The sequence below is a fragment of the Streptomyces sp. NPDC042002 genome, assembly GCF_055588305.1.
The window spans coordinates 182,686-194,390 of record NZ_JBVJCT010000015.1; the positions used below are offsets into that span (position 1 = coordinate 182,686).

An 11,705-nucleotide genomic window follows, 5' to 3' on the forward strand; every position below is an offset into this window, starting at 1 on the left:
TGCGTACGTACTTCGGATACTTCAGTACGTACGGGAATGTCTCTTGCGTAACACGCGAAAGGCGGACCCTCTTCCCGTGGGGGAAGTGAGGTCCGCCTCGCGAGGAACTCTGTTCTACGGAGCCTGGGCCCCGAGGCACCCGACCCGGTCCGCGTGGAACCGGATCAGCCTCGACGGGACTCGATCAGGCGACCGGAACGATGTTCACGACCTTGCGGCCACGGTGCGTGCCGAACTCGACCGCACCGGCGGCCAGCGCGAACAGCGTGTCGTCCTTGCCACGGCCGACACTGACGCCGGGGTGGAAGTGGGTGCCACGCTGGCGGACCAGGATCTCACCGGCGTTGACGGTCTGACCGCCGAAGCGCTTCACACCGAGCCGCTGAGCGTTGGAGTCGCGACCGTTCCGAGTGGACGATGCGCCCTTCTTGTGTGCCATGTCTCAGTCCCTACCCTTACTTCGCAGCCGCGGGGATCTCAGTGACCTTGATCGCCGTGTACTGCTGGCGGTGGCCCTGACGACGGCGGTAGCCGGTCTTGTTCTTGTAGCGAAGGATGTCGATCTTGACGCCCTTGTGGTGGTCCACGATCTCGGCCTGGACCTTGATGCCCGCGAGGACCCAGGGGTCGCTCGTCACGGCTTCGCCGTCGACAACGAGCAGGGTCGAGAGCTCGACCGTGTCGCCAACCTTGGCGGTGGGAATCTTGTCAACCTCAACGATGTCGCCGACAGCAACCTTGTGCTGGCGACCACCGCTGCGCACGATGGCGTACACGCGGATCTCTCTTTCGCTCGGAACGGGACCCCGCAGTCCAGCCGCCCGGTAACGAACACGGGCGAGCCTCTCCCAGCCACTACGGCAACCGAAGCGACCGGGAGGAAGAGGTTTACGGGGATGCGGCAGGTCATTCGACATGCCGACGATCCAGGTTACGGGGCACGGCTTGAGGGGTCAAACCGGGCCCCGGGCCCTCAGGGCCGTGTGTTCAGCCGGGAAGTCGCAGCTTCTCCGCCTTGCACGCCCCTGATCAGGTTCTCCTCTGCAGTACCTCGATCACCTCGGGCGGCCGACTATTGGGCATGTCCACGACGCGATCCGCTTCCTTCATGACGGCTCGACCGCGTCACCGCAGTTGTACACCAGCAGCAGAGTCTCCCTCGCGTGCACGCAGTACGTGTGCTACGCGACCCCTCTCTATCTGCGTATTCGCAGATCAGCGATGGTTTCGGGTTCCGCTGACATCCGTGGTTGTACGGGGGAATCCGTGGGTGTTGCCGTCACTACTGCCGTCAGACGGTTCTGGCCGCGCGGTCGCGCTGTACCCGAAGCGGTGCTGGCGCAGGGGACTTTACTGCCATGCTCCGGGCTCAGCGCGGAGGAGGGTGCGGGTGGTCGGTTCGTACAGCTCGTGGCCGGTGGCGGCGCAGTGTCCGGCAATCCAGCCGGTCAGTTCGTCCGCGGTGTGCAGGAGGCCGGAGGCGGCACCGCAGTTGTGTTCCTCGCCGGTGACGCACTCCGCCGCCACGGTCGGCAGGGCCAAGGTGTCGGGGACGGTAGTCACGTGGTACTCGCGGAATCGAAAGCGGCCACGGGCAGTACTGCGGGCAGGTGCGTCGGTGTTCGTGGAGTCAGACATCTTCGCCCGCTTCCTCTTCCTCCTCCGGGCCCGGGAGGCGTTGTCCGCGTGAGTCAGCGACCCGGAGGGCGTCGGAGAGGGCTTCGGTCAACCTGCGGGCCAGCCAGCGGTATTCGGTGGCCGACAGGATCTTCGCGCCGGGGGCCATCGTGTCTCGGGCGTACTCCAGCAGCTCCGCACCCATACCGAGTTGTACCGACTCGATGTTGTCGGCGAGGGTGGCGAGGTAGCCGCGGCCGTCGGTGCTGAGGTAGCAGGGTTTCCCCTCGGCAGTGGCCCAAGGCAGCAGGCGCGGCCCCTGCATAGCGGGACCCTCTGGCCACGGTGTCGCATGCTCAGCCATCTTGTTGCCTCTCCTCGACTCGACCCGGGGTTGCTGATCAGCATCTCGCTGGCGTGGGCCGTGCGGAGGAGCCAGCGTGTCTGCCTTGCTGTCTGCCAAGCTGGTGGGGTGCGGGAGACGGTCGGGGAACTGGTCAGGCGGCTGCGCCTTACGCGTGGTTGGAGTCAGCGGCGGCTCGCCGAGGCTCTGGCTGAGGCTGCTCCTGGGCGCGTTCCGCCGACGCGAAATGACGTGTCCCGTTGGGAGATCGGGACGCGGTCTCCGCGGGAGTGGCTGCCCTTCCTCGCGCAGGTGCTGGAGGTGCCGCGCGAGATGCTGGAGATGGCGAAGGCCGTTCAGTCGGTCGAGTCCGCGCCGCGTGTCCGGTCCGTCGCCGACTTCCTGCCCGAGGGTGACCCGCTGGCCCCGCTGTGTGCTCGTACGGGCCGCCGGATCGGGGCCGGGCAGGTGGCCGACCTGGCTCAGCGGGTCCATGGCCTGCGGCTGGCTGACGATGTGGTCTACGGCAAGGATCTGATCGGTCCCGCCCTGCGCGAGTTGCGGGCGGCGGTGAAGCTCTACCGTGAGGGTGCGCATACTGAGGAGGTCGGCCGTGAACTGCTTCGGACTATTGGGGAGTTGGCGCAAATCGCCGGGTGGGTCGCGTCCGACGCTGGGGAGCATGCCGAGGCGGAGCGCATCTACCGGCTCGGCATAAGCGCCGCACGGGCCGCCGGGGACGGCGTGCTGTCCGGGAACGTGGCGGGCTCGCTGGCCTATCAGTGGAGCAACACCGGGCACACTGCCGACGCGGTCGGACTGGCCCGTGCCGCGCTGGAGGACGCGGGTCCGGACGCCCCGGCGAAGGCTCGCGCGCTGTACCTGGACCGTGTCGCCTGGGCGCATACCCGTGCCGGGCAGGACCGCCCGGCGATGACCGCCCTCGGGAAAGCAGCCGAGGCTCTGTCCGAGGAGTCGGCCGGCACAGAATCTCCGTCGTACCTGTACTGGATGGACGCCGGGGAATTGCAAGTCATGGAGGCCCGCGTCTACACCGAACTGCGGCGCCCGCTGCGGGCCGTACCGCTGCTGACGGACGTGCTCGGACGATACGACGCCAGCCACGCGCGGGAGTTGGCGCTGTACCTTTCCTGGCTGGCGGTGGCCTACGCCGACGCCAACGAGCCCGAGGCCGCAGCGGGAACAGCGGGCCGGATGCTCGCCCTCGGGCAAAGCGGCAGCGAACGCACGGCGAAACGCACGAGGATCGTGCTCGATCGACTGCGGGCCTATCGCGACGTGCCCGAAGTCGCCGAACTGCTGGCGTCCTGAGCTCTCTCGGAGTTGGCCGTCCGCCGGCCGGAGCCAGCCTCCGGCAGATTCCGGGCCTGAGTGGGAGGGGGTCCCTCGTCGGTCGGGCAGCTTCGCCGTGCCAGGGTTCTCCGGGGGCCGCCAAGGCTCACTTCGTGACGCGTACGCTCGGCCTTGGCGGCCCCCGGGGGTTCCTGGTACGCCTCCGGTGACCGGGCGACGAGGGACCCCTCCCGCGACCCCGGCCACCCATCATCACGACGGAGCCGCACCCGCATTCGCCCTCCTCCACCCTCGGAGAGAGGGCCGGGGCCTGGGGCAGAGCCCCCAGAACAATCCACGCTGGCGGCTGTTGCGCGCCCGGACCGGCGGGGCCGCCGGCAAGCGGGGCGGAGACAGGAGCGGGCGGCGGCCCCGCAGGGCCGGAGCGCGCGGCCCGCGTCAGCGGGTCGCCTTGATTAAGTAAAGAAACTCTGAACAGCCACTGCGAGGCTGCTACGGCTAAACATCGCTCCGCTGGCATTGCCGTCAACTGCTGCCGCCATCTCCCCGCAGAAGCCTCGCCAAGAGACATCGGATGGGACTTCAAGTTGCTTCCATCGCGCCGGGGAGGTGTCGGGAGCGGGCTGCTCGGCAGGCCGGATGAAACACGGAAAGGGTCCGCCAGCATCACTACTGGCGGACCCCGCGACCTTCACCGCCGGTCTCGCTTCACCGCCGTTTTCCAGCGACCGTGGTCAACTCGTTCCGTTCGTCACCGGCGATCCCGTCAGGCTCTCGGCGGCCCGATTCCTCAATGAGCTGAACCATCCCTTTTGAGGTTCACAGAGGACACCGGTTCGGAGGAGCTCGTGACACTGGTGGAGGAGTGCGGATTTTTGCGGGACGGGGGTCACACCCGCACTCGCCGCGAATCTCTCCAGCCGCCAGACATCAAACGCCTCCCAACCACCCGGCAGTAGGTCAATATCGACCTCCGTTCCGTCCGGGCCGGTCAAGCGGCATCCTCGCCCATGAACGGAATAGACGAAGCCGTCGGCTGTCCGCGAAATCCGTGCGAACGCTCCAGAACGAACACCCTGCAGCACGAGGTCCAACCTCTCGAACTCCGGAAACTCGCGAAGCATTGCATTCCTGTTGTGATCAAGGGCGTTCAGGAATCTCTCGACCACCGGTACGACCGGATTCTCGACTGAACTCACCATCCCCTACGCCCCCTTCGAGCTGTGGAAGGAAAGTCGCGGCCCACTTCGACCGCCGACCAGGTGACATGATCAGCATCCCTGTAGCCGTAGGCCTTCACCTCTTCGAGCGAGATGGACCGATACTGGACATCGATGCCTGCCTTCTTGGCGGCAGCAACCCGATGATGCCCGTTGATCACATACTTGCGGTTGTTCTGTTCGAAGACCTCGATGGGGTCACCCTGCCACCCGTCTTGACTCATACTGTCGGCGATCTCATCAACGCGCTGCCGCGAGGCAGCTCCATTGAGGGACTCGGTCCGCTCCAGCGAATGAGGGCTGACAGCGCAGTTGTGAACCAGGACCGGAGTAGCCCCCGCCAGCACATAGTACGTGTGCAGTTCACGGACCGTGAGGTTGTGGACCGTGGCCGTCAGTACCGTCCAACGCTTGACTGCCGCGACCCGGACCCGCGTCCCCGCCTTGGTGCTCAGCCACTCACCCGGCTTGAGGTCGGTGGCCTGGAGCCATTCTCCGAGTTCCGGTACCCAGAAAGGGTGCCCGTCGGTCGCGGTGACCGAAGCGGTCTTGGTCCCCTTCTTGCCGTCGGTGTCGACGGTGACCTTGACGAGGTGCTTGAGTCCCGTGCCCTTGATCTCGGCAGTGACCGTCTCGGCCCTATTGCTCCCCTGGTTCTCCGGGTCGGCGGCGAGGACCTTGTCGCCGATGTCGACGTCCTTGATCGCCTTTGTGGTGCCATCGGCCATCAGCACTCTGGTGTCAGGGGTGAAGCTGTTAGCGACCTTGCACTCCTTGGCCAGCTTCTCGGCTTCCTTCGCCGCCTTTCTGGCTTTGCGCCAGCCCTTGAAGTCGCTCCAGAGTTTCTTGCCCAGGCCGACGATCCGCTTGCCCACGGCGTAGGCCTTGTCGACCCGCCACCCGTACTTCGCCGCCAGTCGGCCGACAGGCCCGCCGCTGACGAGCGAGGACACCACGTTGAGCACGGTGTTGCCGCACGAACCGAGGTTTCCCGTGGTGAAGCAGTCGAGGGCGTCGGTGATGCCGAGTTCGTCGGCGATTATCTTGCCGAGTTCCTTGGCGATGGCGATCGCGCGCTGCTTGGCGGCGTCCTCCTTGGCGCGGGACTCGTCCGTCTTGGCCTTTGCTGGCGTGTCGACCGAGCCGGCACCGTTTCCGTTGTCTCCACTTCCGCCCGTGGAAGTGGCGCCGTTGCCCTTGCCTGCCCCGTCCTTGTTGATCGTGTCGATGGTGTCCTTGGTGCAGCTGTAGTTGGACGGACCACAGCTTTCGAGCCCCGAGGGGTCGCTACGTGTCACCGGACTGTTGTCGGCGTAGGCGTAGCCGTTGGTCTGCTGCGGGTCGCTGAAGTCGACGATCGGGTCGGCAGAGATGAAACGGCCGGTGTCGGCGTCGTACTCGCGTGCCCCGAGGGTGACCAGGCCCGTGGAAGCCTGGACGGTGCCGCCCACGAAGCCCTTGTCGTTGACCCACGACGTCCCGGAGGCGGACGACTCGTCACGGGTGTTGCCGAACGGGTCCGTGCGTCGGCGTGACGTCACACCCGTCTTGGCGTCGATGGCGAGATCCGCCGTGCCCTGGTGATCCGCGCCGAGGAAGTGCACCCCGCTCACGTCCCGCATCGCCACCGTCATCGAACCGAAGGCGTAGTAGCGGGTCGCGGTCACCTTGGACGTGGCCTTGTCCAGGTGAAGTTCCGTGCCGGGCAGGTAGAAGGTCTTCTCGGTGGGCGTGTCCCGCAGGATGCGCTCACCCGATGCGTCGTACTTGTACGACGTCACCTTCCCGTCCGCGTTGGTGACCTGCGTCAGCTCGTTCTGCTTGTCCCAGTCGAGGGTCTGCGTGTCACCGGACAGGACCCGTGTGTGGGTGTTGCCCGAGATGTCATAGGTGTAGGTGTCCTGGGACGTGACTTGCGGAGTGGTGCTGGTGGCCGCCGTCTTCTCGACGACCTTCGAGACGGTGTGCGGACCGGAGTCCGTGCCGTTCGGCCCGGAGCCCTCACCGTAGGTGTAGTCGCGGGTCGAGGTGCCGGCACCGTTCAGGCCGTGGCGCACCTCGCTCATGCGGTTGCCGATGGAGTCGTAGCCGTATTCGGTCCAGTACGGGGAGACCCCGCCGACCGTCGAGGCCGACGCGCCCGAGGAACAGGCCGCTTCCGTGCTGCCGGTTCCCGAGGCACCGCCGGGCGTCGTGGACGAGGTCCACGCGTCCGTCAGCCGGCTCAGCCCGTCGTAGTTGAAGCACTGCACATCGCTCGCGCCGGCGCTCGGAGCGTCGGCGATGGAGAGGATGTTGCCGCTGGCGTCGTACGTGTAGTCGGCGTCGTAGGCCTTGCTCGCTCCACCCTCGACACTGATGCTGGAGTTCTTGAGCCGGTCGGTACCCGCCTCGTAGTTGTACGACAGCCAGGTCTTCTTGTCGCCGCTGCCGCCCGTGTACAGCTCGATCTGTTCCAGGTTGGACGTGGGCGAGTACGTGACGTCCGTGACGTAACTGAGGCCGCCGAGCGAGGTGGTGAGGCCCGACGGGCGCTGCAGGTCGTCGTAGCCGTACTTGATCGCCTCGGCCGGCAGGTCACCGACCGCGGGCAGCCCCTGCCCCTGCACCGAACTGTCGTCGTTGTACTGGTCCGTGTACTCGTACGTGCCGCCCAGTTGGGGCTCGGCCGTCTTCGACAGGGTGTACTTCGTCGAGGTCGGCTTGTAGTCGTTGTCCGCGTCGAGGACCGGGTAGATCACCGACGAGTAGACCGCGCCGTCCTTGTACGTGTAGTTGCCGTACAGCTCCCCCTTGAAGATCGTGTCGTACTTCGTCACCGACAGCTTGGTGCCGGTGTCCGCCTCGCCCTGCCAGGTCGAGATCTGCCGGCCCAGCTCGTCGTACTTCATCGACGTCTTGGTGCCGTTGAGCGTGACCGAGGTCGGGCGGTCCATCGTGTCGTAGGTGAACGTGGAGGTACCGGTGTCGGGGTCGACAGCCGTCTTCTTCCGCCCCAGCTGGTCGTAGTCGTACGACCAGACGTTCCCGGCGTCGTCCGTCACCGTCGACACCTGGCCCGAGGGCTTGTAGTCGTACGACGTGGTGACCGGGTCGCCTCCCGCGGGGTACTCGATCCGCTTGGTCGCCTGCTCCCGCGCGTCGGACACGACCGTGACGGTCGGCTGCCCGGCCGGCGGGTTGGTCGTGGTCCTGTCACCGCCGTACGTGTACGTGGTGCGGTACTTCTCCGCACCCGCGACCTTGAAGATCGACGCCGTGGCGCGGCTCGCGCCGTCGTACTCCGTGACCGTCTGCGCGTCCAGGTCCTCGTCGCGAGGCACGAACAGAGTGGAGGACGTGGAACCGGAGGCGTAGTAGGTGTCGTTGACCTTGGCCACGCGGTTGGAGCCGTCGTAGACGGTGTCGGCGACCATGCGGCCGCCGCCGGCGCCCTCGGTCTGTTGCTGACGCGGGCGCAGCAGACCGTCGTACAGCGTCCACTCGCTGCCGTACGAGGTACCGTCGTTCTCGATCTTCTGGGTGTGGACGGCGGTCGGGCCCGAGTCTCCACGGATCAGGTAGTCGTACTTGATCGACGGCGTCAGGCCGATGCGGTCGGAGAGCCAGACGAAGGTCAGGCGGCCCAGGCCGTCGTAGGCCAGCTCGGTGCGTTTGCCGTTCTCGTCGACCTTGGCGCTCGGCACGCCCCATTGGGGGGCGTACTCGGTCGAGGTCGTCCAGCCCAGGGTGTTGGTGACCGTGGACTTCGTGGCCAGACCGTAGGCGTTGTCCGTGTAGACGGTCGTCGTGGTGTGGGTTTCCGAGTCCTTGACCGTGAGGGGGCGCCCGTAGGAGTCGTACGTCGTATCGGTGGTCGTCTGGTACGTCGCCACGTTGCCGTCGTGGGCCGTCAGACGCTTGGTGAGGGTCGCGTCACCCTTGGTCGGGGCCGCGCCCAGCGTGGTCGAACCGTCGTACAGGGTCAGGTCGTCGGAGAGGACCTGAGTGGCGCGGTTGGGTGTCGTGGCGCAGTCCACGGAGACCGTTTCCGTACGCGAGACATACGTGTACAGGTGGGCGCTCGCGTTGTCCGCGTACTCGGTGCGCGTGCACTGGTTGTCGGCGACGCCGACCTCACCGTCGTCGTCGACCTGGGTGATACGGCCGGTCACGCTGTCGTACACGTTGGTGGAGCGGGTGTTGCGCCAGCCGCCCACGGCAAGGGCCGTGTAGGAGTTGGTGGCTCCCTTCGCCACATAGCGCGACTTACGGGTGCCCCAGTCGTGGGTCTCGGTCCCGGTGACCGCGGTCCACGGCTCGGTGACGGCCTTCTCAGTGATCTTGTCACCGTTGTAGGTGACCGTCTCCAGCTCGAAGCCCGCCTTCCAGTCCGAGTCGGTGTACGCGACGCCGTTGGAGTCGGTCACGGTCGCGGGGCGGGTGGCTCCGCTCTTGTCGACGTCCCCGTCGAGGCCTGTGAAGAAGGTGTGCTCGGTCTTGGTGTTCGAGGCGGAGTTGGTGCCGTCGGAGGTCTCGACACGGACCTTGCCGTAGCCGCGCCAGTCGCCCCATGTGCGGTACTCGTCCTTGGTGATGCCGTCGGCCTTGGCCTTGCGCCAGCCCGCGTTGCCCAGATACGTGTACGAGGTGACCTGGTTGGGGCTGCCGCCGGTCAGGTCGTTCTCGACGACCGACGCGACCACGTACTTGTGGAACCAGTCCACGATCGGATCGGTGACACCCGGAGGAGTCCACTTCACCGGGAAACAGCGCTTGGTCGACGAGTCCTCGGCCGGAAGACTGCTCGTCGTGCACTGAGTGTCGGCGTAGTTGACGCTGAGCACACCGCCCGACTCACTCTTCACCGCGGAGAGCCGGAAACGGTAGAAGGGCTGCAGGTTGTCGCCGGTCACGTCGACACGGTTGGCGAGCTGCTTACCGTCGAGCTCGACCGACGGCACGGAGGCGTCGGTGCCCACCTTGCCGGTGTGGCTGATGCCGTTCAGCCACAGCGACTTGGAGGCGTCGCCGTTGTCGGTGAAGACGTGGGAGAGGCTCCACTCGTCGACCGGGCTGTACGTGGAGTCGCCGGTCCGGATCTGTGTCGTGATCTTGGTGAGTTTCTTGCGGGTCCAGAAGGTCGGCGAGTTCTGGCCGGGGCACTTGGTGTCGGCCTTGCAGTTCTGGTCCCAGGGAACGTCCGGCCAGTCGGCGGCCGTGGTGTCCTTGAGTGCGTCGACCGAGCAGTCGGTCAGGGAACCGATGCAGCGCTCGGCAGTGGTGAAGACGACCTGGGCGGCCGGCTTGGTGGAGTACGCCTTGCCCACGCGCTGGCCGTAGTCGACGCGCTTGAGGTAGCCACCGCGGATGTAGGGCTTGCCGTTCTCGGTGGTCTTCAGGCCCTGGGTGTAGTAGTTCGTCTCCTTGCCGTAGAAGTACGACATCACGTTGCCGTGCGGGTCGATGACGTGGTCGAGGTTCCATCGCCAGGCCTGCGTGCAGTACGCGTTGGCGAAGGTGGCGTTGTAGCAGGGCTCGCCCGAGTCGTCGCCGTAGACGGGGACGGTCCAGGTGGAGTCGGTCTCCTCGTTGCCGGTGGCGTAGCCGGGCAGCCGGTTCAGACCGAAGAAGTACTGGGTGCCGTCGCCGGTCGTGATCTTCCAGTACTCGCCGTCGTTGTCGCCGTTGGTGGCACCGGTCAGATGTTCGACCTTGGAGTTGTCGTCATTGTCGATCCGCCACTTGCCCGTGGTGTCGTCCTTGACGATCTCCCCGGAGGTGCCGCCCGCGAGCGAGAGCGTCGCGTTGTCGAACGCCCAGCACTGGTCGCCGAGGTTGGCGGCCTGACCGTCGTCGGCGCAGCCCTTGTAGCTGCGCTCGATGTAGCCGGGATCGTAGGAGAAGCCCTGGCCGACCCACGAGCCCTGGTTGTTCGTGGCCGCGGTCTGACCGTCGATCGACTGGGAGTTGTAGCTCAATCCGACCGGAGGCTGCGCCCCGCCCGGTACAGGCGGGAGGGTCAGGGGGTACGACCAGGTGAAAGCGCCCGAGTTGGTGTCGACGCCCCACTCCGAGGACGGAGAGAGGCTGGTCGCCTTGTAGTCGCCCTGGTCGCCGCCGCTGCTCGCGGTGGCCGCGAGCACGGTGGCCGAGGCAGCGCCGGCCGCCGCGGTCATCAGCTGGGAACTGGTTCCCGACGTGTCACCGGCCGCCGCGACCTTCGCCGTCAGCGTCTGCCGCGCCGCGTTGTTGCTGCTCTTCAGATACGTCGGGACCGAGCAGCCCTTCTTCTCGGGCGTGGTCAGCACACACTCGGGGTACTGCGCGAGCCGCAGCCGGGAGCCGTAGCCACCGCCGTAGGCGTCCGCGAAGTCCGAGTAGTCCAAGGTGACCTGGGCGTCGCCCTTGGCGCTCTCGCCGTCCGTGCGGGCGACGGTGAACAGGACTCCGTCCACGCCGGCGGCCTGGGCGGCCTTGCGGCCCAGCACCTCGACGCGCACGGAATCGGCGCTCTTGTCCCCTCCGACGGCCTTGGCCGTCAGGGGCAGGCCGGCGGCCTTGGCCGCTCTGCCGGAGAGGGCGACCTCGGCGTTGCCCGCCTTGGGCCAGTGGGCCTCGGCAGCGTGCTTGACCGCTGCCTTCTCGGCCGCGTCGACCTTGTCGTACTTCTTGGCCTTGGCGTTCTTGCCACGGACCGGGTCATCGAGATCGGTCTGGGACTTGGGCCTGGTCTGCCCGGTGGCGGCTGCGGCGTCGACCGGAACGAACTGCGGGAGCAGCCCTATGGACAGCGCCAGACCGAGGACCAGCGCGGTACGGCGAGTGCCGCTGCGCCGGCCCGGTCTGGCAGACCGGAACCAGGGGGGCGAGGACATGACATCTCCAGGTGAATCGAACAGCCGACATCGGGCGATGGCGGCATCGGGGAGCGGTTCAAAAGCGGGAAATCCCGAGGCCGAAAACAGTTGAGACTGGGGGAAATCGACCCACGGAAGCTGTCGGAATCGAAGGGTCCACGTGAGGAAGCGGCCGGAGCCGGGGAAATCCACGTCAGGAAGCAACAGGACGTGTGGACGGGCAGCTGTGTGCCGCCCGTCCACACGTCCGGAGTTCGGGCGGACCCAGGGGCCCCCAAAGGGGGGGGGGAAGGCCGTCTGGGGGGGGGGGGGCCGGGGGGGGGGGGGGGGGGGGAAAAGAGTCTTTTTGGGGGGGTGCGCTTCCTTCTCTGC

7 protein-coding genes are annotated in these 11,705 nt (G+C 66.8%); 1 reads left to right on the forward strand and 6 read right to left on the reverse strand.

Going from position 1 to position 11,705, the window contains the following annotated elements; genetic code table 11:
- Window positions 1–184: 184 nt before the first annotated feature.
- From rpmA to ACZ6KY_RS23190, 4 genes are all read right to left on the reverse strand, one after another.
- Complete coding sequence (gene rpmA / locus ACZ6KY_RS23175) at window positions 185–439, reverse strand: 50S ribosomal protein L27 (protein ID WP_037618784.1); 255 nt, start codon at window positions 437–439, stop codon at window positions 185–187.
- Window positions 440–455: 16 nt separating this feature from the next.
- Window positions 456–776 carry a 50S ribosomal protein L21 gene (rplU, locus tag ACZ6KY_RS23180; protein ID WP_164320786.1) on the reverse strand — a complete coding sequence of 107 codons (321 nt, stop codon included), beginning with the start codon at window positions 774–776 and terminating at the stop codon, window positions 456–458.
- A gap of 574 nt (window positions 777–1,350) precedes the next feature.
- Window positions 1,351–1,638: a DUF7848 domain-containing protein gene (locus tag ACZ6KY_RS23185; protein WP_469312171.1), complete on the reverse strand. Its 288-nt coding sequence runs from the start codon at window positions 1,636–1,638 to the stop codon at window positions 1,351–1,353.
- A complete protein-coding gene (locus ACZ6KY_RS23190; RefSeq protein ID WP_469312172.1) occupies window positions 1,631–1,942 on the reverse strand; it encodes a hypothetical protein in 312 nt (103 codons plus the stop codon). Before ACZ6KY_RS23190 ends, ACZ6KY_RS23185 begins: the two co-directional genes overlap by 8 nt.
- Before the next feature lie 270 nt (window positions 1,943–2,212).
- On the opposite strand from ACZ6KY_RS23190, the gene ACZ6KY_RS23195 reads away from it, so the two are divergent.
- On the forward strand, window positions 2,213–3,292 hold the full coding sequence (locus tag ACZ6KY_RS23195; RefSeq protein ID WP_469312173.1) for a transcriptional regulator: 1,080 nt from the start codon (window positions 2,213–2,215) through the stop codon (window positions 3,290–3,292).
- 716 nt (window positions 3,293–4,008) lie between these two features.
- Here the strand turns inward: ACZ6KY_RS23195 and ACZ6KY_RS23200 are convergent.
- Together ACZ6KY_RS23200 and ACZ6KY_RS23205 are read right to left on the reverse strand one after the other, a co-directional pair.
- Window positions 4,009–4,476 carry a DUF6896 domain-containing protein gene (locus tag ACZ6KY_RS23200; RefSeq protein WP_469312174.1) on the reverse strand — a complete coding sequence of 156 codons (468 nt, stop codon included), beginning with the start codon at window positions 4,474–4,476 and terminating at the stop codon, window positions 4,009–4,011.
- Entirely contained in the window at window positions 4,470–11,351 is a 6,882-nt protein-coding gene (locus ACZ6KY_RS23205; RefSeq protein ID WP_469312175.1) for an RHS repeat-associated core domain-containing protein, read from the reverse strand. The genes ACZ6KY_RS23200 and ACZ6KY_RS23205 overlap by 7 nt, the downstream gene beginning before the upstream one ends.
- Window positions 11,352–11,705: the final 354 nt, after the last annotated feature.

Coding starts and splice junctions, on each gene's coding strand:
- ACZ6KY_RS23200 (WP_469312174.1), bottom strand. CDS start 4,476: ATGGTGAGTTCAGTCGAGAATCCGGTCGTACCGGTGGTCGAGAGATTC.
- ACZ6KY_RS23190 (WP_469312172.1), bottom strand. CDS start 1,942: ATGCAGGGGCCGCGCCTGCTGCCTTGGGCCACTGCCGAGGGGAAACCC.
- rpmA (WP_037618784.1), bottom strand. CDS start 439: ATGGCACACAAGAAGGGCGCATCGTCCACTCGGAACGGTCGCGACTCC.
- ACZ6KY_RS23205 (WP_469312175.1), bottom strand. CDS start 11,351: ATGTCCTCGCCCCCCTGGTTCCGGTCTGCCAGACCGGGCCGGCGCAGC.
- ACZ6KY_RS23185 (WP_469312171.1), bottom strand. CDS start 1,638: ATGTCTGACTCCACGAACACCGACGCACCTGCCCGCAGTACTGCCCGT.